The 24,656-nt window shown below is 68.3% G+C and carries 20 protein-coding genes; 7 read left to right on the top strand and 13 right to left on the bottom strand.

What is annotated here, in order from left to right; translation table 11 throughout:
• Positions 1–8: 8 nt before the first annotated feature.
• From preA to DYI37_RS09025, 4 genes are all read right to left on the bottom strand, one after another.
• Entirely contained in the window at positions 9–1,349 is a 1,341-nt protein-coding gene (preA, locus tag DYI37_RS09040) for an NAD-dependent dihydropyrimidine dehydrogenase subunit PreA (RefSeq protein ID WP_116682859.1), read from the bottom strand.
• Between the two features lie 5 nt (positions 1,350–1,354).
• The gene (locus DYI37_RS09035; protein ID WP_116682858.1) at positions 1,355–2,743 is read right to left on the bottom strand and encodes an NAD(P)-dependent oxidoreductase; all 1,389 of its coding nucleotides are present in this window, start codon (positions 2,741–2,743) and stop codon (positions 1,355–1,357) included.
• A gap of 226 nt (positions 2,744–2,969) precedes the next feature.
• Complete coding sequence (locus DYI37_RS09030) at positions 2,970–5,348, bottom strand: YbcC family protein (RefSeq protein ID WP_116682857.1); 2,379 nt, start codon at positions 5,346–5,348, stop codon at positions 2,970–2,972.
• 32 nt (positions 5,349–5,380) lie between these two features.
• A complete protein-coding gene (locus tag DYI37_RS09025; protein WP_116682856.1) occupies positions 5,381–6,937 on the bottom strand; it encodes a proton-conducting transporter transmembrane domain-containing protein in 1,557 nt (518 codons plus the stop codon).
• Between the two features lie 105 nt (positions 6,938–7,042).
• Between DYI37_RS09025 and DYI37_RS09020 the strand changes: the two genes are divergently transcribed.
• On the top strand, positions 7,043–7,939 hold the full coding sequence (locus tag DYI37_RS09020) for a LysR family transcriptional regulator (protein ID WP_116682855.1): 897 nt from the start codon (positions 7,043–7,045) through the stop codon (positions 7,937–7,939).
• Between the two features lie 84 nt (positions 7,940–8,023).
• Here the strand turns inward: DYI37_RS09020 and DYI37_RS09015 are convergent, their stop codons facing one another.
• From DYI37_RS09015 to DYI37_RS20285, 4 genes are read right to left on the bottom strand one after another with little or no spacing between them, the layout of a single operon-like run.
• Entirely contained in the window at positions 8,024–8,956 is a 933-nt protein-coding gene (locus DYI37_RS09015) for a DMT family transporter (RefSeq protein ID WP_245413842.1), read from the bottom strand.
• Complete coding sequence (locus tag DYI37_RS09010; RefSeq protein ID WP_116682854.1) at positions 8,953–9,714, bottom strand: ABC transporter ATP-binding protein; 762 nt, start codon at positions 9,712–9,714, stop codon at positions 8,953–8,955. The genes DYI37_RS09015 and DYI37_RS09010 overlap by 4 nt, the downstream gene beginning before the upstream one ends.
• Positions 9,711–10,697: a FecCD family ABC transporter permease gene (locus tag DYI37_RS09005; RefSeq protein ID WP_425365038.1), complete on the bottom strand. Its 987-nt coding sequence runs from the start codon at positions 10,695–10,697 to the stop codon at positions 9,711–9,713. Before DYI37_RS09005 ends, DYI37_RS09010 begins: the two co-directional genes overlap by 4 nt.
• A gap of 53 nt (positions 10,698–10,750) precedes the next feature.
• A complete protein-coding gene (locus DYI37_RS20285) occupies positions 10,751–11,761 on the bottom strand; it encodes an ABC transporter substrate-binding protein (RefSeq protein ID WP_116682853.1) in 1,011 nt (336 codons plus the stop codon).
• A gap of 519 nt (positions 11,762–12,280) precedes the next feature.
• Here DYI37_RS20285 and DYI37_RS08995 point away from each other — a divergent pair.
• Positions 12,281–13,054: a DUF3623 family protein gene (locus DYI37_RS08995; protein WP_116682852.1), complete on the top strand. Its 774-nt coding sequence runs from the start codon at positions 12,281–12,283 to the stop codon at positions 13,052–13,054.
• A gap of 40 nt (positions 13,055–13,094) precedes the next feature.
• Here DYI37_RS08995 and phnC read toward each other — a convergent pair whose 3' ends face one another.
• From phnC to DYI37_RS08980, 3 genes are read right to left on the bottom strand one after another with little or no spacing between them, the layout of a single operon-like run.
• Positions 13,095–13,967: a phosphonate ABC transporter ATP-binding protein gene (gene phnC / locus DYI37_RS08990; protein WP_116682851.1), complete on the bottom strand. Its 873-nt coding sequence runs from the start codon at positions 13,965–13,967 to the stop codon at positions 13,095–13,097.
• Positions 13,964–14,773 (bottom strand): phosphonate ABC transporter, permease protein PhnE, encoded by an 810-nt coding sequence (phnE, locus tag DYI37_RS08985; protein ID WP_245413841.1) that lies wholly within the window; start codon positions 14,771–14,773, stop codon positions 13,964–13,966. The genes phnC and phnE overlap by 4 nt, the downstream gene beginning before the upstream one ends.
• Positions 14,770–15,687, bottom strand: coding sequence for a phosphate/phosphite/phosphonate ABC transporter substrate-binding protein (locus tag DYI37_RS08980; RefSeq protein ID WP_116682850.1), 918 nt, complete (start codon positions 15,685–15,687; stop codon positions 14,770–14,772). Before DYI37_RS08980 ends, phnE begins: the two co-directional genes overlap by 4 nt.
• Positions 15,688–15,891: 204 nt before the next feature.
• On the opposite strand from DYI37_RS08980, the gene DYI37_RS08975 reads away from it, so the two are divergent.
• On the top strand, positions 15,892–16,809 hold the full coding sequence (locus DYI37_RS08975; RefSeq protein ID WP_199520123.1) for a metallophosphoesterase family protein: 918 nt from the start codon (positions 15,892–15,894) through the stop codon (positions 16,807–16,809).
• On the opposite strand, the gene ribB is transcribed toward DYI37_RS08975, so the two are convergent.
• Positions 16,799–17,956, bottom strand: a complete 1,158-nt coding sequence (ribB, locus tag DYI37_RS08970; RefSeq protein ID WP_116682848.1) for a 3,4-dihydroxy-2-butanone-4-phosphate synthase — start codon at positions 17,954–17,956, stop codon at positions 16,799–16,801. The genes DYI37_RS08975 and ribB overlap by 11 nt on opposite strands.
• Before the next feature lie 356 nt (positions 17,957–18,312).
• Here ribB and DYI37_RS08965 point away from each other — a divergent pair, with 356 nt between their 5' ends.
• On the top strand, positions 18,313–19,671 hold the full coding sequence (locus DYI37_RS08965) for an efflux RND transporter periplasmic adaptor subunit (protein WP_116682998.1): 1,359 nt from the start codon (positions 18,313–18,315) through the stop codon (positions 19,669–19,671).
• Complete coding sequence (locus DYI37_RS08960) at positions 19,668–22,802, top strand: efflux RND transporter permease subunit (RefSeq protein WP_116682847.1); 3,135 nt, start codon at positions 19,668–19,670, stop codon at positions 22,800–22,802. The genes DYI37_RS08965 and DYI37_RS08960 overlap by 4 nt, the downstream gene beginning before the upstream one ends.
• 87 nt (positions 22,803–22,889) lie before the next feature.
• Here the strand turns inward: DYI37_RS08960 and DYI37_RS08955 are convergent, their stop codons facing one another.
• The gene (locus tag DYI37_RS08955) at positions 22,890–23,159 is read right to left on the bottom strand and encodes a DUF1289 domain-containing protein (RefSeq protein WP_116682846.1); all 270 of its coding nucleotides are present in this window, start codon (positions 23,157–23,159) and stop codon (positions 22,890–22,892) included.
• Positions 23,160–23,535: 376 nt separating this feature from the next.
• Here DYI37_RS08955 and DYI37_RS08950 point away from each other — a divergent pair, with 376 nt between their 5' ends.
• Positions 23,536–24,057, top strand: coding sequence for a hypothetical protein (locus DYI37_RS08950; protein ID WP_147307905.1), 522 nt, complete (start codon positions 23,536–23,538; stop codon positions 24,055–24,057).
• 107 nt (positions 24,058–24,164) lie between these two features.
• Positions 24,165–24,638, top strand: a complete 474-nt coding sequence (locus DYI37_RS08945; RefSeq protein WP_116682844.1) for a Dps family protein — start codon at positions 24,165–24,167, stop codon at positions 24,636–24,638.
• Positions 24,639–24,656: the final 18 nt, after the last annotated feature.

Genomic DNA, 24,656 nt, shown 5'->3' with positions numbered 1-24,656 from the left:
GCCGCGTCCTACTCCGCCGCGTCCGCGACCACCGGTTCGGGCGCGAACTGCAGGCGCTCGGCGGCCGACGGGTTGTTCGGATGCTGCGTCCAGTTGGCGTAGGTCTCGGGGATCGCCTTCCCGGTGCGCGGATCGGTTCCCGAAATGCGCTCCATGGTGATGCAGTCCTCGACCGGGCAGACCTCGACGCACAGATTGCAGCCGACGCATTCCTCGTCGATCACCTCGAAATGGCGCCGCCCGTCCTTCATGGCGGTGATCGCCTGATGGGAGGTATCCTCGCAGGCGATATGGCAGCGCCCGCAGGAGATGCACTTGTCCTGGTCGATCCGCGCCTTGGTCACGTAGTTGAGGTTGAGATACTGCCAGTCGGTGACGTTCGGCGCGGCCCGGCCGCGGAAGTCCTCAATGCTGGCGTAGCCCTTCTCGTCCATCCAGCGGGCGAGCCCCGCCTTCATCTCCTCGACCACGCGGAAGCCGTAGGTCATGGCCGCCGTGCAGACCTGGACCGTGCCGCAGCCGAGCGCGATGAACTCGGCCGCGTCCCGCCATGTGGTCACCCCGCCGATGCCGGAGATCGGAATGCCGGCGGTCTGAGGGTCCCGGGCGATCTCGGCCGTCATGTTGAGGGCGATAGGCTTGACCGCCGGCCCGCAATAGCCGCCATGGCTGCCCTTGCCGTCGATCGAGGGCTGCGGGGCGAAATTGTCGAGGTCGATCGAGACGATCGAGGAGATGGTGTTGATGAGGGAGACCGCGTCCGCACCGCCGGCCTTGGCGGCCCGGGCCGGAAATCGGATATCGGTGATGTTCGGCGTCAGCTTGACGATCACCGGCAGGCGCGAATGGGTTTTGCACCAGCGGGTGACCATCTCGATATATTCGGGCACCTGACCCACGGCCGAGCCCATGCCGCGCTCGGACATGCCGTGCGGGCAGCCGAAATTGAGCTCCAGCCCGTCCGCTCCCGTCGCCTCGACCCGGGGCAGGATCGCCTTCCAGGCCTCCTCCTCGCACGGCACCATCAGCGAGACGACGACCGCATGGTCCGGATAGTCGCGCTTGACCCGCTCGATCTCGGCAAGGTTCGTCTCAAGCGAGCGGTCGGTGATGAGCTCGATATTGTTGAAGCCGAGAAGCCGGCGGCCCGCCCCGTGGATCGCGCCATAGCGCGGGCCGTTCACGTTCACCACCGCCGGATCCTGGCCGAGGGTCTTCCAGACGACGCCGCCCCAGCCGGCCTCGAAGGCGCGGCGCACGTTGTATTCCTTGTCCGTCGGTGGCGCGGAGGCGAGCCAGAACGGATTGGGCGAACGGATTCCGATGAAATTCGTCGAGAGATCGGCCATGACGTCTACTCCGCCGCCTGTTGCTGTCCGGCCGAAAGGGCCGCGTGGATGTCGTTCGCCGCGATCTTGCCGTCTTCCACGGCGGTCACGGTCAGATCCTCGCCGCCGGCCACGCAGTCGCCGCCGGCCCAGATGCCGGCGCGGCTCGTGCGCCGGGAGGCATCGACCCGGATGCGCCCGCCCTCGAGCGCGAGCCCCTCGCCCTCCCCGCCGCTGCAGCCTTCGGGCACGAAAGCCTGGCCGATCGCCTTGAACACCTGATCGGCCTCGATCGTCACGATCTCTCCCGTGGCAGCAAGGCGTCCATCGGCATCGAGACGCGTGCGTTCGAGTTCGATCGCCCGCACGGATCCGTCCTCGACGACGACGCGCCTCGGCTGGAGGTTCGTGCGGATCGTCACGCCCCGGGTCTGGGCGAGTTCCTGCTCGTAAGCCGAGGCGTTCATCGCCTCCTGACCGCGCCGATAGGCGATCGTCACCTCCTCGGCGCCCAGCGCCTTGGCCTGGATCGCGGCGTCGATCGCGGTCATGCCGCCGCCGATGACGACCACGCGCCGGCCGATCGGCAGTTCGGCGAGATCGCGGGTCTGGCGCAGATCGGCGATCCAGGCGACCGCATCGCGGCTTTCGCCATGGTCGGCGCCCTCGGCCGCAAGGGCGTTGACGGCGCCGAGACCCAGGCCGAGAAACACCCCGTCATAGTCCCGGACGAGATCGCCGAGATGGATATCCCGGCCGAGGGCGGTGCCGGTCCTCACCTCGATGCCGCCGATCGAGAGAACGAACTCCACCTCGCGCCGGGCGAACTCCTCCGTCGCCTTGTAGGCGGCGATGCCGTACTCGTTGAGCCCGCCGAGCTTGTCGCGGGCATCGAACAGGGTGACCGCATGGCCGTTGACGGCGAGGCGGTGGGCGCAGGAGAGGCCGGCGGGCCCGGCGCCGACGACCGCGACGCGCCGGCCCGTCTCGGGCGCGCGCTCGAAGGGATGCTCGCCCGTCTCGATCAGGCGATCGGTCGCGTGGCGCTGCAATTCGCCGATCTTCACCGGCTTGCCCTCCGCCACCTCGCGAACGCAGACCTCCTCGCACAGGGTCTCGGTCGGACAGACCCTCGCGCACATGCCGCCGAGGATATTGGCCTCGAAGATCGTCTCGGCTGCGCTCTGCGGCAGGCCGGTCTGGATCTGGCGGATGAAGAGGGGGATGTCGATGCCGGTCGGGCAGGCCTGAACGCAGGGCGCGTCATAGCAGAAATAGCACCGATCGGCCTCGACGACCGCCTCGTGGGCGGTCAGCGGGGGGTGGAGATCGGAGAAGTTCGCGCGCAGCCCGTCGGCACTGACGCGGCCGGCCGCGATGTCGGGGGGAGAGCGTCTCTGGGGGCTGTGCGACATGGGATGCGGTCCTTCGATGGCCTCGACGGAGCGGCTTCGCACGGGTGGCAAAGCGACCCTCTGGCAAAAGATTAGAACCATTCCGATGAAGCCGTCAAACCGTCCGGTCAAAAATTTTATCGGATGGTCAAATCGCGCATGGCCGCGGATGCGCCTTCGACGACGAAGGCCCGCGCCGGTGATCGGTGGGCGATCCTCGTGCGCGGGCCCGGACACGGCGCCGGCGTTACGCCGCAAGGTCGAGCCGCATCTCCTCCCATAGAAGGCCCGGCCGATAGCGGGCCTCGATCCCTCCCTCCTTGAGGGCGAAGAGATGCAGCCAGCCCTGGTCGAACAGGGTGCGAACCTCGGGGTGGCGGGCCAGAACATCCGCAATCGCCTCGCGCGGTGCCTCGATCATCACCGTGAGGCGCAAGGGCTCGTGCATCAGCCGTTCGCCGTCATGGACCGACTGCCAGGGCAGGCCCGGCCGCAGCCGGCCCGAATTGCCCTCGATGACGCCGATGCCGCCGACCACGTTGTGGATGAGCTTGTTACCGCCGCCGAAGACCTCCGGCATCACGGACGAGCCGTAATATTGCAGGCTGATCCAGCTCGCGACGACGACGGGCGCGGTGAGGATCAGTTGCAGGGTGGCGAAGTGATCGTCGGCCCTCCAGTCATAGGTGTGGAGGAAGGCCCGCCCGCCGAGATCCCTTCCGCAGGTCGCCTCGCGCGGGGCGGCGAGGAAGGCGGCGCAGCCGGCGAGCCCCCATTCCGGGCGCGTCTGCGCCCAGTCGAGCGCCCGTGCGGCGAGCGTCCCGGCGCTCGCCCCCGGCAGGCTCGCGGCCCGCTCGGCGCGCGCGGCAGCGCCCGCTTCGTCGAGCCAGCGGACGATACGGCCGATCCCGTGGGCCCGGCCCGGCGGCAGATCCTCGGCGTAGATCGTGACCGCGTCGGTCGTCGTGTCGTGGAGGCCTGCGACGAAGAGCGTATCTTCGGGAACCCCGATGCCCCGCTCGACAAGTCCCGTCCGCGTCTCGGGATCGTTGAGGAGGGCGGCGAGGAGCCTTGCCGAGACCTCGCCCGTATGTCCGCCGCAGGCGCCGCAGTGATAGGCGCTCTCATGGGGATTGTTCGTCACCCTGGCGCCATGGCCGAGGAGGAGGACGATCTCGCCATGGCCTTCGGTGAGGCTCATGGCGCGCAGCACCGCCGCCGCCGTATCGGCCTTGGCCTCGGCATCGAGGCCGCCGACGACCCTCGGCGCGGGCGAAGGCTTGGAGCCCTTGCCTCCCTTGCCGAGGGCATCGCGCACCAGCTTGGCCGCATAGACGAGGCCCGCCGCCTCCACGAAGGCGAAGGAGGAGACCGCCGCCTGCCGGAACCGGCCCCAGGCCCTGACGGTGCGCGCGGCGATCCGCGCTTGCCTCTCGCCGCCGCCTTCCGCATGGCTCACGGTCTCGATCGCAGGGTTCAGGAGAACCGGCAGATGCGCCTCCACGACGTCGGAGGCATGGGCCTTGTGCGCGAGAGGCAGACCGAAGAAGCCGGCAAAGCCGATGGTCTCGATGCCCGGATCGACGCTTTCCAGCGCCCGCCGGAAGACCTCCGAGCGCACATCGATGCAGAAGGCCGCCTGTAGGGCGGGACGCCCCCTCGCCGGCGCCTCGCCATCGAGAAGCGAGGCGAGCCGGCGTTGATGCGCCCGCTCGCGCGCATCCTGGAGGATCGCCAGCGCCACGTCCTCGCGCGAAGGCTCAACCGGCGCCTCTTGGGCGCGCACGGTCTCGGCCCATCTGCCGGCGATCGCGGGAACATGGGCGAAGAGCGCCTCCTCGAAGATCAGGCGGATCGCCAGGAGATCGGCGAGCGTCCGGTCCGTCCCACCCCGGAGTTCGGCCTGCCACAGGAGCCAGCGGGCGTGCTGCGACCAGCCGCCGAGATCCATGTAGAGCCGGTGGAAGGCGGTCTCGGCCCCTTGCGCGTCGATACCGAGCGTCCTTGCGGCCCGCAGGATCGCGCGTTCGGCGGTATCGGGAACCTCCGTCACGAAGCTGCAGAAGCCGGAAAGGCCCGCGATCTCCGGCGTCAGGTCGCTCGTCGCCCAGGCCCGCCAGGAGGCGAAGGCCTCGATGCCCGGCCGCGGCGACCAGAGGGCCTGCCCCCGGTCGAAGTGACCGGCCGCCCAGACGCCGACGGTCTTCTCGATGATCGAGGGCCAGTCGACGCCCGTCGCCTCCAGGGCGAGATCGGCGATGGTCGGCAGGGCCCGGGATGCCGGGCCTGCCCCGGTCGCGGCGAAGGCGGCGAGGAGGATGGGGCTTGCGGGCTTGAGCGGCGAGGACGAGGCGGCGAGCGCCTCTTCGAGATCGGCATGGGCGATCTCGCCCCTCTCGATCGCCTCGGCGTAGTCCGAACCCGGAAGCGTCGCCGAGACGCCCGCGACCCGCCGCAGGCGCGCGCTCGCCGCCGCGAGGTCCTCGCCGCTCTGGCCGAGGAAGGGATTGACCGCGACGGTCGCCTCCAGGGGAAAGGCCGGCGGAATGCGCCGGGCGGCGGTCTCGGCGCTCTTCAGGATCGCCGACATCAGGGACGGCGCGATCGGGGACTGGGTCGTGAACATATCGGTCTCCTCGATGTCAGGGAGTTGCGGGATCAGTTCGTTGCGGGTCTGCGAAAGCCGCCGATCGCCCGGTCGAGAAGGGCGTTGAGGTAGAGGCCGTTCGCCAGATGCACCCTGAGGCCGGCGGCGGCGGGGTGATGGGCCCAGAGCGGGAAGAGGGCCTGGGCGAAGGCGACGAGGCCGAAGGAGAGGAGCGCTAGCACGATCAGCGCCCATTCGAGCGGGCCCGGCACTGGCGCTGCCGGCAGGAAGGGTCCCCAGATCGCGTGAGCGCCCGCCTGGAAGACGAAATAGGCAAGGGTCGCGCCGAGCGAGGCGAGCGCGGTGCGCCGCGTCAGGTCCGCAGGGGCGAGATCGGCCATCCCCTGGGCCACGAGATAGGACACACCGAAGACGAGGATCGTGCCGAGCGCGAGCGCCTGAGGTGTCTTTGCGCCCAGAACCAGGGTGAAGAGCGCCGCGATCAGAGCGTAGAGGGCGAGAGCCAGGGCGAAAGACTTCATCACCGCCCCGATGCTCGGAACCGCGATGGGTCCCGGGCGGCGAAGCCCCGCGACGGCCTTCACCGCGCCGCCCGAGGAAAGGAAGGCATGGGCCTTGTAGAGCGAGTGGGCGAGGATGTGCAGCATGGCGAGGGCCCAAAGGCCGAGCCCGCATTGCAGGAGGAGGAAGCCCATCTGGGAGACGGTGGACCAGGCGAGCGACGTCTTCACCGCGCTCTGGGTAAGCATCACCGCCGCGCCGAAGAGCGCCGTGAAGCCGCCGACGATCACCAAAGCGGCCATGGCACCGGGGCTCAGTTGGACGAGGCCCGAAAACGAGATCAGAAGAACGCCGCCCGAATTGATGATGCCGGCGTGAAGGAGGGCCGAGACCGGCGTCGGCGCCTCCATCACCTCGGTGAGCCAGCCATGCAGGGGAAAGGCCGCCGTCTTCAGCGCGGCCGCCAGAACGATCAGCGCGACGGCGACAGAGCCTGCCCAGGTGAGGCCGGACGCTTCGGCAAGCGTCGCAATCTCGCCGAGGCGTCCGGTGCCGTAGCTCAAGGCCAGCAGAAGCGAGGCGAGAAGCAGCGCGACGTCGCCGCCATGCCAGACCAGCGCGAACTTGGTCGCCGCGCGCCGGGCCTCGGCCCGCTCGCCGTAGAAGAGAAGCAGGCGTCTCAGCCCGAGCCCCACGAGCGCGGTGGAGAGAGCGAGCACGGCAAGGCTGCCCGACTGGACGAAGACGAGCACGCAGGCGAGCGTCGCCAGCATCAGGGCGTGGAACCGCCCCTCCCTCGCCTCGCCGTCGAGATAGGTGCGGCTGTAGCGGGTCACGATCCAGCCGACGAAGCCGACGAGGAGCGCCAGCGTCACCCCCACGGGCCCGGCATTAAGAGCGAGGGCGGCCGGACCCGAGCCGAGCGAGAGAGAGGCCGGGCCTGACAGAAGAAGGCCGACAAGGCCGAGAGCGGTGAGCGCGAAGGCGCAGAGCGCCGCAGCTTCGGCGATCTTCGGCACGCCCGCCGGACGGCGGCCCGGCCTCGACGCGGCAAGGCATGCGGCCGCAAGAAGGACGCAAGGGGCGATGAACGAGAACGAAAACATGATGAGGCTTCTCCATGCCGGGTTCGCAGCCTGGATACGCCATGGCGATCATTCGGAAAATTTCATATATTTTGCAAAATCGTTCTGTTTTATGGAATTAATGCCGTGCTGAACCTCCATCATCTGCGCCTCTTCCGGGCCGTGGCACGGGACGGAACCCTGACCGGGGCCGCGAAGGCGCTGCACATCTCCCAGTCGGCGGTCTCCACGCAGATCCGGTCGCTGGAGGCTTCCCTCGGCCACGACCTCTTCGAGCGCAGCGGACGCAGTCTCGTCCTGTCGGAAGCGGGCCGGATCGCGCTCGACCATGCCGAGGAGATCTTCCGCGCGGCCGACAACCTGACCGCGACCCTGAAGCGGGCCGAGGCCAAGCGGCGCGCCCTGAGGATCGGCGCGCTCGCCACCCTGTCGCGCAATTTCCAGATCTCGTTCCTCGATCCCCTGATCGGGCGCGACGATGTGGAGGTGATCCTGCGATCGGGAAGCCAGGACACGCTCTTACGTGGGCTGGAGGCCCAGTCGCTCGACATCGTCCTCACCAATCTCGTGCCGGCGCGCGACGCATCGAGCCCCTTCCTCGTCCACACCATCGCCGACCAGCCGGTGAGCCTCATCGGCACGCCGGGCAGGCTCGCCGGGCCGATGAGCGTCGAGGAGATCCTCGCCACCCGGCCCTTGATCCTGCCGACACCCGAATCCTCCCTGCGCGCCGGCTTCGAGGCGCTTCTCGAACGTCTCGGCATCGTGCCGAAGATCGCAGCGGAGGCCGACGACATGGCGATGCTGCGCCTTCTTGCGCGCGCGGATGCCGGCATCGCAGTGATCCCGCCCATCGTCGTCCAGGACGAACTCGAGGCGGGGCTCCTGAAGGAGTTCGCGCGCCTCGACGATGTGAGGGAGACCTTCTCGGCCGTCACGATCGGCCGGAAATTCCCCAATCCGCTGATCCGCGAGGTGCTGCACGCGGTGACCCTGCCCGAGGCCGCGCTCCAGGCAAACTGAGGGCACGAGCCCCGGCGTGCAAAGCTCCTCGTGCGAGACCGCGTCCGCCCCCGATCCTGCCGGACGGGAAGCGCCGTGTCGCCGTCAGCGCTCCTGCGCCGCGCCAGCCGGTGCCCGCGGCGCTCTCTTGAGGCTCACGAGGGAGCCGGCGAGGATCAGCGGGGCGGCGAGGAGGAAGCTCCAGTTCGGCACCTCTCCGAAGAAGGTGAAGCCCGCGCCGGCCGCCCAGAGGATCGAGAGATATTCGAAGGGCGCGAGCGCGCTCGCCTCGGCATGGCGGAAGGAGAGCGTCATCAGGATATGGGCGGCGCCTCCGGCAAGGCCGGCGCCGACGAGCAGCGCCAGTTGATCGGGGTCCGGCATCACCCAGCCGAGGGGAAGGGTCGCAAGCCCCGCGATGGAGCAGACGACCGCGAACCAGAAGGCGATGGCACCGGCGTTCTCGCCGGCAAGCGTCAGCCGGCGGACCTGGATCAGCGCGCCGGCCGTGAGCACCGCCGTCGCGAGCCCGAGGATCAGTCCGAGCGTCGCGCCCTCGGGCACCTCGCCCGAAAGCGCCGGCAGGCAGAAGGCGGCACCGCCCGCAAGGCCGAGTGCCACGCCACCGATGCGCCGCGCGCTCGGCGCCTCGCGCAGCAATATCCATCCCATGAGGGCGAGCATGACCGGCGCCAGATAGGAAAGCAGCGTCGCCTCGGCCAGCGGCAGGAGGCGGATCGTGGCGAAGGAGGTGAACATGGCGACGGCGCCGAAGACGCAGCGGACGATGTGGCCGAAGGGGTTCTTCGTCGCGAGCCCCTTGGGAAACGCGCCCGACCATCTGAGGAAGAGGACCAGCGGCACGAGGGCGACGGCGGACCGGAAGAACACCACCTGGCCGAGCGGCACGCCCTCGCCGAGCGCCTTGATGCAGACGCCCATCCCCGCGAAGGCGAGCGTCGAGGCGATGCGCAGGCCGATACCCAGCGGCTCGCTCGCGCTCGGCAGGGCGCGCGCCTGCGAAACCGGTCCCGTCACAGGGCGAACCGGATGTGCGGGCGCCCGCAGGATGCCTCGCAGCTGATCTCGGCATCGACGCGGAAGACCCGGCGCAGGAGCGGCGCGGTCAGCACCTCTTCGGGCGTTCCGCAGGCGACCGCCGTCCCGCCCTGCATCACCATGATCCGGTCGCAGAACATGGCCGCCAGATTGAGATCGTGAAGCGCGACGATGCTGGTGAGGTCGAGATCGCGCACCATGCGCAGGATCTCGATCTGGTGGTGGATGTCGAGATGGTTGGTCGGCTCGTCGAGGAACATCACGTTCGGCGTCTGGGCGAGCGCGCGGGCAATGTGGACGCGCTGGCGCTCGCCGCCCGAAAGGGTCTGCCAGGCCTGGCTGCTGTGCCCCGCCATGTCGACGCGTTCGAGCGCGCCGCGAACGGCGTCCTCGTCCTCCCTCGACCAGCCGGCCAGCGCCGAGCGGTGGGGCGTGCGGCCGAGCTTGACCACGTCGCGGACCGAGACGCTGGTCTCGGTCGAGGCGCTCTGCTGGACGAAGGCGACCTCGCGGGCGAGACTGCGGCGGCTGACGCCCGAAATGTCGCGTCCGTTGATCTCCACCGTGCCCGAACGCGGACGCCTCAGCCCCGCGATCAGGCGCAGGAGCGAGGACTTGCCCGATCCGTTCGGGCCGATGAGGCCGAGCGTCTCGCCCTCCTTCACCGAAAGGGAGATGCCGGTGACGATGGTCTTCTGACCGACGCCCCAGGACAGGTCTCTGGCAAGGACACTCATGATTGCGGCCGCGAGCGATAGAGGATGAGGGCGAAGAAGGGCACGCCGACCAGTGCGGTGACGACGCCGATCGGCACGGTCTGCTGCTCGGCGACGACGCGCGAGGCGATATCGGCGAGCACCATGAAGACGGCGCCGACGGCCGCGCAGGCGGGCAGAAGGCGCAGATGCATCGGCCCCACCACATAGCGGGCCGCATGGGGCACGACGAGCCCGACGAAGCCGATCGCCCCGACCATGCTGACGATGGTCGCGGTGACGAGGGCGGTGACCGCGAAGAGGATGAGGCGGATGCGGCCGACCGGCACGCCGAGAGAGGCCGCGTCCTCGTCGCCGAAAGTGAAGGCGTCGAGCGCGCGCGCCATCATGAGGCAGACGAGGAGGCCAGCCAGAACCACGCCGAGGAGAAGGTAGAAGTCCGGCCAGCGCACGCCGCCGAAGCTGCCGAGCAGCCAGAACATGACGTCGCGCGCCTGCTGGGCGTTGCCCGAGGTGGTGACGATATAGGAGGTGAGCGCGTTGAAGAGCTGTGCCGTCGCAACGCCCGCGAGGATCGTATGGTTCGGGCCGCTGGTCGCCCCGTTGGAGAGCGCCGCCACGAGCCCGAAGGCCGCGAAGGCGCCTGCGAAGGCACCCATGGAGAGCGACAGGCCGCCCGCGCCGATGCCGAGCACGATGACGCAGACCGCGCCCGTCGAGGCGCCGGCCGAGACACCCAGCACGAAGGGCTCGGCCAGCGGATTGCGCAGGAGCGCCTGGAGGATAGCCCCGCACAGCGCGAGGCCGGCACCGGCGAGCGCCGCGACGAGGGCGCGGCTGAGACGCAGGTCCCAGACGACGCTTTCCTGAAGCGCGTTGACGTTTGCCGAGGTCAGCCCCAGGCGATTGGTGACCGCGAGGACCACCGTCCCAAGATCGATATGGAAGTCACCGATCGCGGTCGCCAGCGCGACGACGAAGGCGAGGACGACGAGAACGAGCACGAGGACCGCTGCGAGGCGGCCCGGCCGTTCCCATGCGTCGCCGGAATGCACGGTCACTTGAGGTCGCTGGCCCGCAGCTGTTCGGCCAGCTGCTCGGCCCCGTAGAGCGTCTGGATGCTGGCATTGGTTGCCGCGCCGCTCATCGTGAAGATGTGGCCTTCCTTCACCGCCCGCATCTGGCTGACGGTCGGATCGGTGGTCAGGAACTCGATCTTGTTCTTGGCCTCGTCGAGATCCCAACGCTTGCGGTCGACCTGCGTGGCGACGATGACGGTGGGATCGGCGGCGATGATGCCCTCCCATCCGAGCGAAGGCCATTCGCTGGTCGTCTTGATGGCATTGGAACCGCCGAGGAGATCGGCGATATAGCCGGACGGACCGTTTCCGCCCGCCAGATAGGCGTCGTCGGCGGGAGAGGGACTGGAGAACCAGAAGAGGAAGGTGAGGTCGTCGCGCTTGGCGAATTCCTCGCGAAGGGCGGCTTCGCGCGCCTTGAAGTCGGCGATGACCTCCTCGCCGCGATCGGCGACGTCGAAGATCTTCGCCATGTCCCGGATCTCCTTGTAGAGGAGGTCCATGTTCCACAGGGTGTCGCGCCGGCCGTAGACGTCCTTGGCGTCCTCTTCCACGCTGCAGGCGCTGGGCGAGAGATAGGTCGGGATGCCGAGGCTTTCGAAATCGTCGCGCTTGGCCACCTTGCTGTCGGGGCCCATCAGCGTCACCAGCATGGCGGCGACGAAATCGGGCTGCTTGGCGAGGACCGATTCCAGCGAGGGGAACTCGACCGACAGGGTCTCGACCTTGTCATTGGCCTCCTTCAGCTGCGGCAGAACCCGGTTCGGCCAGAAGGCGGTGCCGACCATGTGGTCCTCGAGGCCGAGGAGGTAGAGGACTTCGGCGGTGTTCTGTCCGAGCGCCACCGTGCGCTCGGGCGCCTTTTCGAAGGTGATCTCGCGTCCGCAGTTCTCGATCGTCAGCGGATACTGCGTCGGCTCGGCCTGAGCCGAGGTGCAGAACAGGGCGCCCGCGAGGGCGCACAGGGCGATCAATCTTCCGTTCGGCATGGGTCCCATCCCTCTCTTGAGTCGTGTGAAGCGGGCTTTGCCTACTGCCGCACCCGTTCAAAAACAAGATCGGAAATCTCAAGATTAATGTTTCAGCGCGAGAAGGCGCAAAAGCCTGTGTAGCTTGGGTTTAGACCGTAAGAGAGCCTGTCAATGCACCGGGCTAGGAACGGCTCCGGCGCGTGTCCACCGCAACGACAGGTGTGATCGAAAACAGCGGCCACCCTGTAGCTTGCGCGATAGTTATGTTATATCATTACGTCTCTCTTCGAAATCGCGTGCGACGGCAGACGAACGCGCAAGCAAGGGGACGAAGTCCGTGCCGCAAGAAGCCCCGTCCCTCCGCCGTCCCAAGGGCCCGCCATCACCTCGTCCGGCAGATCCTCCGCGATATTCCATGAGACGCCCCCGGATGCGCGCGCCGTCGCCATGCGAACCGCCATCGCGCATCCACCGGGTCGCACGGGTCCTTGAAGCCCCCTTCGGGCAGTGCACGGCCGCGCTGGCGAAGGCTGGGCGATGACGACCCTCCTCGCCGGCTTCGCTGCCGTCGTCCTCCTGTGGTGGCTCTCCACCGGGCTGATCCTTCTCGCGGTCAGGCGGTTTGCACCGGGCGGCCACGGCTTTGCCGGTCTCCTCTGCGCGCTCCTCGTCCTCGCCCTTCTTCTCGCCGCGCCCGCTCCCGGCCTCGACGAGGCGACCCGCGTCAAGCTCGGCTTTCTCTCGGGCCTGACGCTCTGGGGCCTGCACGAACTCCTGTTTCTCGCCGGCTGGCTCACCGGCCCGAGGCGCGAGGCCGCGCCCGGATGGCGCCATGCGACGTTTCGCGAGGCCGCGGCGACGGTAAGCGACCGGCATCTCGCCCTCGCCCTCACCGCCGCACTTCTCGCCCTTTCAACGCTTGCCGGCGCCGAGGCCATGGCGCTCTGGTCGTTCCTTCTTCTCTGGGGCCTGCGGGTGCTCGCCGAGATCAACCTCTTCCTCGGCGCGCCCCATGCGCCCACCGGCCTCGTTCCGCCCCGCCTTCGCTATCTCGCCACCTATTTCCGAAGGGATCGCGTGAGCCCGCTCTTTCCCCTGACGGTCAACCTCATCCTGCCGGCCGCGATCGTGTCGATGAACCGGAGCGTCTCGGCGACGGACGAGGCCGAAGCGGTCGCGGCCGCGCTTCTCGGCGCTCTCCTCGCGCTCGGCATTCTGGAGATGTTCTTTCTCGTCCTGCCCTTCGGCGAAGACCGGCTGTGGCGCTGGGCAGGTCCGCCGGCCACCGGGCGAACACCTCGCAAGGGGTGATACGGGTCAGACCGGCCACGCGCCCGCAGCTCCGGCGCACCTATCTGAGGAGCGGCCTCGCGCCCTTTAGGGCGAGAACGCGACCGGATCCCCGGCCCCCCTCTTCGCACGCATCCTCCGGCTCACCCCCAGGCTCATAGTCCGGCTCTCCCAAGAAACCCACGGGAGCTGCGACACCAAAGTCTGCCCCCGACCGGTCCGGCACGACCCGCCCCCCTTCCATCCGCAGGATGCGATCGCCGAATTCGTGGGCGAGATCGGGCTGGTGGAGGGTGCACAGGACGGCAAGGCCCGTCTCGCGGCCAAGCTCGCGCATCAGTCCCAGAACCCGGCGCGCGTTCGCCGGATCGAGGCTCGCCACCGGCTCGTCGGCGAGGAGAACCCGGCTCCCCTGAGCGATCGCGCGGGCGATCGCCACCCGCTGCTGCTGGCCGCCCGACAGGGTATCGGCGCGCTGATGAGCCTGCGGCAAGAGACCCACGCGATCGAGCGCAAGGGCGGCGCGCTCCCGGTCCTCCTCCGTGAAACGGCGCAAGGCGACGCGCCAGAACGGCGTCGTCGCGAGGCGTCCGGCGAGAACGTTGTCGAGGGCCGAAAGGCGGCGCACCAGGTTGAACTGCTGGAAGACGACGCCGACCGAGCGCCGGGCATCGGCGAGCCTGCGGCCGTAAAGATCGTGAAAGGGGTGCCCCGCGATGCGGATCGTGCCCTTGTCGGGTTCCTCAAGACGGGTGAGGCAGCGAAACAGCGTCGACTTGCCGGCCCCGCTCGGGCCGAGCAGAGCCACGAACTCGCCCGCCGCGACCTCGAGCGAAGCGCCGCGGAGCACCTGGCGCTCGCCGAAGCGCTTCCACAGCCCCTCGGCTTCGAGCGCCGCAGGCTCTCCCTTCCCTTTTGCCGCCGCGACCCTCATGCGAGGCGTCGGCGCGCAAACGCGCTGATCTGGTCGATGACGGTGACCATTGCGAGAATGATGAGGATGATCGCGAAGACGCGGTCGAACATCAGGAGGTCGACGCTGTTCTTCAGCTCCTGCCCGATGCCGCCGGCCCCGACGATGCCGAGCACCGTGGAGGCGCGCACGTTGAATTCCCACATGTAGAGGATCGTCGAGGCGAGACTCGGCAGAACGTCGGGGACGAGGGCGAAGGAGACGATCTTCAGACGGCTCGCCCCGCTCATGGTCGCCGCCTCGATCGGCCCCGGCGCCGCCGTCTCGATCGCCTCGGACCACAGCTTGGCGATGGAGCCGGCGGTGTGCAGGCCGACGCCGAGGACGCCGGCGAAGGGGCCAAGCCCCACGGCCGCCACGAAGATGATCGCGAAGACGAAGACGTCGATGCCGCGCAGGAGATTGAGGAGGAACCGGGCCGGGTAGTAGACCCAGCCGCCCGCCGAGGTGTTGCGCGCGGCCATCAGGCAGAGCGGCACGGCGATGAGGGCGCCGAGCGTCGTCCCGATGGTCGCCATGGCGACCGTCTCGGCCGCGCGCTGCAAAAGCACCGGATATTCGGAGAAGTCGAGCGGCCAAGCCCGGCTCGTCCAGGTCCACAACCGGGGAAGCCCCTTCCATAGAGCCGAGAGGTCGACCTGCGAATAATGCAGGCAGACCGCATAGAACAGGACGACGAGCACGAGCCCGCCCGAAAAGCGCAGACGGGCCGCAAGGCTGCGCTCCTTGCGCGGAAGGAGGCTCGAACGGGAGGTCGCGAGGCTCACCTCTTCTGGAGCTTGCCGACGGCGAGCCCGGCGTCCTCGATCATCCGGTAGCTGGAATGATCGGCCGCGACCCAGCCCGTGTAGTGCTCGGGCATGATGGTCTTCGCTTCCTCGGGCGTGATCGCGGTGACGATCTCCCGGATCTTCTGCGTCAGCGCGGGATCGAAGTCCTTGCGCACGACGAGCGGATCGTTGGGCAGCGGATCGGAGGTCCAGACAACCTTGGCGGCATCCGGATCGACGGCTCCGCTCTCCACCATCACGTTCCGGTTGCGGTCGTAATCGGTGGCGAGATCCGTCTGCCCGTCCGAGACGGCGATCTCGTTGGCGGCATGGGAGGCGCCCTCGCGGTACTGGAAGAAGGTCTTCGGATCGATGCCCTGCGTCTGGAACCAGTAGGTCGGGATCAGCCAGCCCGAGGTCGATCCCACATCGGCGAAGGAGATGCTCATGCCCTTAGCATCCGCCGGGAAGGTCCCGATCTCCTTCTCGGCATTGGCGAGGATGATCGCGTGATAGGTCGGCTTGCCGTCGTATTTCACAGTCGCGATCGCCTCCGCGCCGCCCTCGTTATTGGCCAGGACATAGCCCCACGGCCCCATCCAGGCGATATCCACCTGTTCGTTGGCGAGCGCGATCGCGATGCCGGCCCAGTCGTTCGTCACCGTCAGCTCGTAGTCCCGGCCGAGTTCGTCCGCGATATGCTTGAAGAACGGCTCGTAGGCAGTGCGTGTGTCGCTCGCGGTCGGCTGGAACGGCCCGACGGCGAAGCGCAGGGGCTCGTCCGATCCGCCGTCCTGGGCATGGGCCGAGGATGCGGGCATCAGCCCGGCCGCAAGGGTCAGAACCGACAGGCCCGTGAGGAGGCGCGCGATGCGTGTCTGGAAGGCGCGGCGGGTGAGCGGTCGGGTCATGGGCGTCCTGTGCATGGATCTCGGGTTTCGACTTGGGTCTGCCCGAAGGTTCGAACCGATGGCCGGTTTCGATAACAATCGGGACGATCACCTTCCCGTGATCGGATCGCCCATTCGATCGACCTTCGTGCGGGGCTCTGCCAGATTCGCCCGCCTGTAGCCGATCCTTCGAAGAGACGACCGGGAATGACACGAGGAATGGCAATGCCCGTCCCCGAAATCTCAGCACGCGGTCCGGTCCTCGTCTTCGGGGGGCCCTATGGCAATCTGCAGGCCACGCGAGCCGTCCTCGAAGAGGCGCGCGCCCTCGGCCTCTCCCCCGACCACATCCTGTGCACCGGCGATGTCATCGCCTATTGCGCGGAGCCGGCCGAGACCGTCGACCTCATCCGCGCGGCCGGCATTCGCGTGGTCGCCGGCAATTGCGAGGAGCAGATCGCAGGCGACGCGGACGATTGCGGCTGCGGGTTCGGCGAGGGCTCGGCCTGCGACGCGCTGTCTGCCGCCTGGTATCCCTTCGCCAAGGCGCGGATCGACGCGGACGCGAAGCGCTGGATGGCCGAGCTTCCCCGTCGCATCGACCTCGTCTTCGAGATCGGCGGGGGCCGGACCTTGCGGCTCGCAGCCGTCCATGCCGCCCCCTCCTCGATCAACCGCTTCCTGTTCGCCTCGAGCCCGGAGGCCGAGATCGCAATGACCAATGCCGATGGCGTCGTCGCCGGTCATTGCGGACTGCCGTTCACCCGCATGGCCGGCGGCCGGCTCTGGCACAATGCCGGCGTCGTCGGCATGCCCGCCAATGACGGCACGCCCCGCGTCTGGTTCAGCCTGATGACGCCCGAAGACGGCGGCCTTCGCATCGAGCACCGCGCGCTCGCCTACGACCACGAGGCGGCGGCGAGCGCCATGGCCGCGGCACGGCTTCCCGCCGGCTATCGCGAGGCGCTGTCGAGCGGGCTCTGGCCGAACATGGACATCCTGCCGAAGCGCGAACGCGAAGCGCGCGGGCAGCCGATCGCCGAAACCGGCATCGTCTGGACACCCGTACGGGACGACGGATCCCCGGGGCTTGTAATGTCCGCGAACGGGCGCGAGGACCGGGGGCTTTCCGTCAGTCCTTGACGAGGATCGTGCCGGCGACTTCGATGCCGAAGCCGGTGAGGCCCACATAGGCGCGCTCGTGGCTCGCGATCTCGCGGATCGAGCGGATCTTCAGGTCGCGCAGGATCTGGGCTCCGAGCCCGACCTCGCGCCAGCGCTTGCGCCGCGAGACGGCCGACTGGTGCTTCTCGCCATCGGCATGGTCGACGACCGTCTCGCCGCCCCCCATGCCGCCGAGAACCTGGTTGCCCACGTCGAAATCGTCGACCTCGGGCGTGCGCAGCAACATCAGCACGCCGTGCCCGATCGAGCCGATCTCGTCGACGGCGATCTCGACCCAGGTGCGCGCATTGCGCGTGCGCCCGAAGAGATCGGTCACCGGCTGCTCGCGGTGGATGCGCACGGGCACGCGCTCGCCGCCATGCACGTCGCCGAAGACGGCGACCACGTGCTGCAGGTCGTCGAAGGGCGTCTCGTAGATCCTGATCTGGCCGGTCAGCCCGCCGATCACCATGGTCTCCTCGCGCACCGCGGTCACGAAGCTCTCGCGCCTGACGCGCCAGGCGATCATGTCCTCGATGGAGACGATCCTCAGCCCGTTCCTGCGCGCGAAGGGCACGAGCTCGGGAAGGCGCATCACGGTGCCGTCGTCGTTGACCACTTCGGCAAGAACACCCAGCTCGGGAAGACCCGCGAGCCGGGCGAGATCGCAGCCCGCCTCGGTGTGGCCGGAGCGGGTGAGGACGCCGCCGTCGCGCGCGATCAGCGGGAACATGTGGCCCGGCCGCAGGAAATCGGACGCCGCGGCGTTGTCGTTGGCGAGAGCGCGCGCCGTGTTGCTGCGCTCCTCGGCCGAGATGCCCGTCGTCATGCCGTGCTTGTAGTCGACCGAGACCGTGAAGGCGGTGCGCATCGGATCGAGATTGTTCGCCACCATCGGCGGCAGGTTGAGTTCCTCCGCCCGCTCGCCCGTCATCGGCACGCAGATGATGCCGCTCGTATGGCGGATCATGAAGGCCATGGTCTCCGGCGTCGCCTTGGACGCCGCCATGATCAGATCGCCCTCGTTCTCCCGGTCCGCATCGTCCACCACGACGACGAGTTCGCCGTTGCGGATGGCCTCGATCGCATCCTCGACCCGGTCGAGAGCAAGCTCGTTTTCGCTCATGGTTGAACCGCCTTCATCACTGTGCCGATCGGGCCGGCTGCCGAACTTCGTGGTCCCGTCTCGGCCCGGATCCTCGATGAGCACCCAGGGATCGCAAGATTGGGTCCACGTTCCGGCCCGATGCTGTAACCCGTTTGACGAGGCAAATGGAAGCCGCGACACCGGGGGTTATGAGCGCTTTTCGCGGGGCGCGGCATCCGTGCTGCTCTCGCGGTTGTGAACGCATCTGCGAGATTGGACGCGATCCGACACCTTCGCGGAACCATCATGCCGTATAACGAACACGAATGTCCTGCTGGCTGACGACCGGCACATCGGCCCCGATCTCTTCAAGCAACTTCCCCGAACGGACCTGGATGATTTCGCTTCTCAAACAGCTCGTCATGACGGTGCTCGTCCTTCTCGTCGGCCTTGCCGGCCTCGTCTGGATCAAGCCCGATATCGGTCGCGAGATCCTTGCCAGCGACATCCCCATGAAGGAGGAGGTCCGCCAGGCGATCCTTCTCGTCGCACCCGAGGCGGGCGAGCCCGCGCCCGAACGGGCCGGCGCGCCGGGCCGGGGCGCCTTCGGAGCGGGCGGCGACACCCCGGTGGTCGCGGCACCCGTCACCGAGATGCGGGCCCAGAGCGAGCTGAAGGCGCTCGCCAGCGCCCAGGCCGTGCGCTCGGTCACGGTCTATGCCGACAACACCTCCGGCGTCATCGAGGAGGTGCTGGTCGCCTCCGGCGAGGCGGTCGAGGCCGGCCAGCCCCTGGTGCGCCTCGAGCGATCGAGCCAGACCGTCGCCCTCGACCGGGCGGAGCTCGCCGTGCGCTCGGCCGAGGACAAGCTCACCCGCTTCCGCCAGCTTCTCCAGCGCAATGCGGCGACGAGCGTCGAACTCTCCGATGTCGAGCGCGAGCGCGATGCCGCCATGCTCGACCTGCGCGAGGCCCGGATCGCCCTGTCCAAGCGCGAGATCCGCGCCCCGATCGACGGACGGGTCGGCATTCTCGACGTGGAACGCGGCACCCTCGTCGAGTCCTCCACGGTGATCGCGACGATCGATGCGCGCGACGAGCTGAAGCTCGTCTTCTACACCCCGGAGCGCTTCCTGTCGGATATCGACATCGGAACCACGCTCTCCGCCGTCTCGGTCGCCCGGCCCCAGGAGGTCTATTCCGGCCGAATCACCGCGATCGACAGCCGGGTGGCCGAGGACAGCCGCACGGTGCGCACCGAAGGCGTCATCGCCAACGAGGGCGACCGGTTGCGACCGGGCATGGCCTTCGCCGTCACCATGCCGCTCGAAGGCGAGACCTATCTCGCCACCGATCCTCTCGCCGTCGTCTGGGAGCGGACCGGACCCTTCGTCTGGGCGGTGCGCGAGGACAAGGCCGTCAAGGCGCCGGTGCGCATCGTGGAGCGCCAGGTCGACCACGTTCTCGTCGTCTCCGACAATCTAAAGGCCGGCGACATCGTGGTCGTGGAGGGCGTCCAGTCCATGCGCGACGGTCTCGACGTCGATGTGGAGCTGCGCGATGTCGGGGAGGCCCCGCAGACCGCGGAGCGTCCCGAAGGCACGGATGTCTCGTCCGCGGCCTCTCCCGCTCCCGCCCCCGCCCTTGCAGCCGCCGCCGCAACGTCCGACCAGTCGGCCGGTGCCTCGCCGCAAGCGGGCGGAGAGGGCGCGATGGTGCCGCTGCCCCGCAACGCCGACAGGAGCGGTTCGTGAGCGCGCGCGAAGACAAGCCGAGCGCCCTCGGCAGCTTCGCCGCCCTCGTCGTCACCCGTCCGGTGCTGACGATCGTCCTCAACCTCCTCATCGTCGTGGCGGGCCTTGCCGCCTTCAACGCCGTCGAGGTGCGCGAACTTCCGAACGTCGACCGTCCGGTCGTCACGGTCCGCGTGGATTTCGAGGGCGCCTCGCCCGAAACCGTCGACCGCCAGCTGACCAGCCTTCTCGAAAGCGCGGTCTCGCGCGTCTCCGGCATCGTCTCGATCTCGTCGAGCTCGGAATTCGGCGAATCGCGGGTGACGATCGAATTCGACGACGCCGTCGATCTCAACGTGGCGGCGAGCGACGTGCGCGACGCGGTCTCGCGCATCGCCGACAATCTGCCGGAAAACGCCGAGGCACCCCAGGTGGTGAAGGCCGATGCGGACGCCCAGGCGATCATGCGCCTTGCCGTCACCGCGCCCGGCATGGCGATCGAGGACCTGACCACGCTCGTCGAGGACCGGATCGCCGATCAGCTCGCCGCCGTTCCGGGCGTCGCGGACCTGCAGATCTACGGCGACCGCGAACGCCAGATCTTCGTCGACGTGCAGCCCGATCGCCTGGCCACGCGCGGCCTGACCGTCGGCGACATCGCGACGGCCCTCGCCAACGCCAATCTCGACGTGCCGGCGGGCCAGCTCGAATCCTCCTCACAGTCGCTCATCGTGCGCGCCGATGCCAACATCTCGCAGCCCGAAGAGTTCGAGGCGATCTATCTCAACGACCGCACCCGGCTCGGCGACGTGGCGAGCGTGCGGTTCGGCCCCGACGACGCGGCCTCCTCGCTGCGCGTCAGCGGCGTCACCGGCATCGGCATGGCCGTCATCCGCCAGGCCGGCTCCTCGACCCTCGAAATCTCCGAGCGCATCCGCGCGGAGGTCGCGAACCTCAATGCCGGCCTGCCGGGCGATGTCCGCATCCAGGTCACCAGCGACGACGCGATCTTCATCAACGGGGCGATCTCGGAGGTCCAGCACACGATCATCCTCGCCGTCCTCATCGTGACGGCGGTCATCTTCCTGTTCCTCCTCAATTTCCGCGCGACGCTGATCCCCGCGCTCACCATGCCGATCGCCCTCATCGGCGTCGTCGCCTTCATCTACATGGCGGGATTCTCGATCAACATCCTCAGCCTCCTCGCCCTCGTGCTGGCGACCGGCATGGTGGTCGACGACGCGATCATCGTCCTGGAAAACATCGTGCGGCGGCGGGACATGGGAATGAGCCCGCGCGCGGCCGCGGTCGTCGGCGCGCGCGAGATGTTCTTCGCGGTCGTCTCCACCACCGCGACGCTCGCCGCCGTCTTCGTGCCGATCTCGTTCCTGCCCGGTCAGGCGGGCGGCCTCTTCCGCGAATTCGGCTACGTGCTCGCCGCAGCCGTGACGATCTCCTCCTTCATCGCCCTCACCCTCTGCCCGATGATGGCGGCCTTCCTCCTGAAGGACGTCGCCCACAACCGGCGGCCCAATCTCGCCGCCCGCGCCGTCATGGGCCTCGGCACGTGGCTCGCCGGGCTCTATGCCGTGACCCTGCGCTGGGCGCTGAACTTCCCACTGGCGACCATCGGCATCGCCGCCATCTTCTCCTTCGCGGCCTATCTGAGCTTCCTCCAGCTTCCCCAGGAGCTGACGCCCCAGGAGGACCGGGCCGTCGCGCTGCTGCGGCTCTCGGCGCCGCAAGGGGCGAGCCTCGACTACACCTCGGCGCAGATGCGCAAGGTCGAAGCCCTGCTGATGCCCTATGTGGAGAGCGGAGAGGCGCGCAACGTCTTTGCGATCTCCGGGAACGGCGGCTCGAATTCCGGCTTCATGGTCCTGTCGCTTGCCGGCTGGGAGGAGCGGGTCCGCTCCCAGAGCGAGATCGTCGCCGAGATCAACCGCAATCTGCGCAAGGTGCCGGGCGTCCAGGCCTTCGCCATCCAGCCCAATTCGCTCGGCATCCGGGGCGGCGGCCAGGGCCTGCGCTTCGCCGTGGCCGGCCAGGACTTCCGCACCCTCGACGAGACGGGCGACGCGATCGTCACCGCCATGAAGGAGGACGGCCGCTTCGGCCGCGTGACCCTCGGCTCCGAATCCACCCAGCCCCAGCTCTCGGTCTCGATCGACCGGGAACGGGCCTCCGATCTCGGCATCCCGATCGATGGGCTCGCCGTCGCCATCCAGGCGCTTCTCGACGGCCGGCAGATCGGCCAGACCTATGTCGGCGACAAGGAGGTGCCGATCCGGCTCATCGCCTCCACCGATCCGATCAACGATCCGGGCGATCTGCAGAACGTCTTCGTGAAGGCCGCCGGAGACCGCATCGTGCCGATCTCCACCATCGCCAGCATATCGGAAGAGGCCGTCGCACCGGAGCTTGCGCGCGAGAACCGGACGCGGGCGGTCTCGATCACGGCCGACCTGCCGCCCAATCTTGCCATGCAGGATGCCTGGATCGAGGTGCAGGCGCTCGCCACCGACTATCTGGAGCCCGGCCAGCGCCTCATCCCCCTCGGCGAGCTTGCGACCATCGGCGAGACCAATTCCGGCCTCGGCCTCGTCTTCGCCTTCGCGATCGTGGTGATTCTCCTGGTGCTCGCGGCCCAGTTCGAGAGCTTCGTCTCGGCGCTGATCATCATCGCGACAGTGCCGCTCGGCGTCGCCTGCGCGGTCTTCGCCCTCGAATTCTTCGGCGCGACCCTCAATCTCTACAGCCAGATCGGCCTCGTCCTCCTCGTCGGCATCATGGCCAAGAACGGCATCCTGGTGGTCGAGTTCGCCAACCAGCTGCGCGAGGAGGGACAGGGCGTGCGCGAGGCGGCGGAGGGCGCGGCGATCATCCGCCTTCGTCCGGTGATGATGACCATGGTCGCGACCGTGGTCGGCGGCGTGCCGCTGATCCTGTCTTCGGGCGCGGGCTCGGAAGCGCGCGAGGCTCTCGGCATCGTCATCGTCGGCGGACTGGGTCTTGCCACCCTCTCCACCCTCTATCTCACGCCCGTGGTCTATCTTCTCCTCGGCCGCTTCTCCGCGCCCAATGCCGAACGGCTGGCAAAGCTGGAACGGGATCTTCGGGCGGCCGAGGGTCAGGTCACGCCGGCCGAATAGGGCAGGCCGGCGGACCCGGACAAAAGCCGCGAAGGCGGCAGGGGCACTCGCAGAGGGTCCGGCGTCAGCCTTCGGGCGCGCCGGGCGTCAGTCCTTTTCGAGCTTGTCGAGGGGACAGGGAGCCTCCTTCTTCTCGCAGCGCCGCCGGTAGACATGCTTCCAGCGGGCGAGCCGGCCGGTCTCGTCGAGCCGCGCCATGATGGTGCGGAAGAGCTTCTTGCGCTCGCCCTTCTTGCGGCTCTTCTTGAAGTCCTTCTTCTCGCGCTTGGTCATGCCGCAGCCGATGCAGGCTCCCCCGCCCGGACGCTTGCAGATGCTGATGCAGGGAGACGGCGCCTTGCGCCACACACTCGCCATGAACTGTCCCTTCTTGCGCGCTTCGCCCGCCCGGTCCGCTCAGCGGAACCAGTCGGACGCGCCCTTGTCTATCCTTGCCGGCGCGTGCCGGGTTTTGCCTTTACTGTCGCCGGTGCCTGCCGGCCCGCTCGTCCGAAATTCGAGCTTCGCCGGCCTGAAGCCCACACGCCCGCTCCATAAGTCCGCAAGCGCTCCCGCCGGGCAATGGGGTCCTCGTCCAGGCGGGCGAAATGGCCGCATCCCGGGGGCGCGGCAAGCCGGTCCACCGATTGCCGCCGCGAACGCGATTTGCTATGTTTCATGATAGTGACTGTCAAGTTTAGAATTGTTCGAAACTTGCAGACGTCCATACCGAGCTCCGTGGAGCGTGCCGTTCATGACCGCATCTTCCCTCCGCATCGATTCTCACGGCCCCGATACGGGCGCTGCCGGTGCGACCGTCATCCCCTTCACCCGCCAGGGATGTCCCACCAGCGCCCGCATGCGGCCCGATCTGCCCGCCGGCGATCTCGACCGCCTCAACCGCCTGCGCTGGCTGGCGCTGAAGAGCCGCCTCGCGCCCCGGCCCGATATCGAGCGGGCCTGCTATCTTCTCGCCGCCGACCGGGTCAAGGCGATCGAGCCCGTGGCGAACGCCTTCTTCCGGGGGCTCGACCATCACGGCTCCATGGCGATCGAACTCTACCGGCCCGGCACGGCGCACCCCTCCCCCGACGAGATCTGGATGCTGCGTCTTCTCGCAGCCTTCGAGGAGGGGCGCGAGAAGGAAGCCGCCGCCCTCGTCTCCTGGCGCATCCGCCCCATGGGTCGGCGCTGGATGCGCTTCCTCGCCGCCACCCTCGGCGAACTGATCGTAAACGATACCGCCCCTGACTATCGCGACCCGGCCAGCGCCTGAAATCGTTTTCTGCCGGGCGGCTCGCACGTACAGCTTGCGCCGCTTGAACCGATGAGATACCAGCCTACCTACAGTTTGGAATAATTCTAAAGAAGCAGGAGCACATCATGGGTCTCGTAGCCGCGAAGATGGAACCGAACGCCAAGGAAGAGATCGTCGAGGGTTTGACCCAGGCGCTAGCCGAGACGACGGTCGAAACGATGAAGGCGCAGAACTTCCACTGGAACGTCACCGGCATGGCCTTCGGACCGCTGCACGAGCTGTTCCAGAAGATCTACGAGGATCATTTCGAGGGTCAGGACTTCCTCGCCGAGCGCATCAAGGCGTTCGACGCCCATGCCGAAGGCCGCTACTCGGTCTTCCTCGAGCGCAGCGTCATCGAGGAGCATGACGGCCATGCCGATGCCAAGACGATGATCGAGATCCTCATGAAGGATCAGGAGACGCTCTCCTCGACGCTGTCGGCTCTCGCCGAGGTCGCCGAGCAGCATGGCGACTGGGCGACCAACGACATGGCGACCAACCGCATCGAGATCCACGACAAGTTCGCCTGGATGCTGCGCGCCCACCTCAAGGGCTGAAGCGTATAAGCCAGAAGG

It is taken from the genome of Fulvimarina endophytica (assembly GCF_003403015.1).
Taxonomy (GTDB): Bacteria; Pseudomonadota; Alphaproteobacteria; order Rhizobiales; family Rhizobiaceae; genus Fulvimarina; species Fulvimarina endophytica.
Note: the sequence above shows the minus strand (reverse complement) of the source record. Positions and strands in the feature narration are given on the sequence as shown.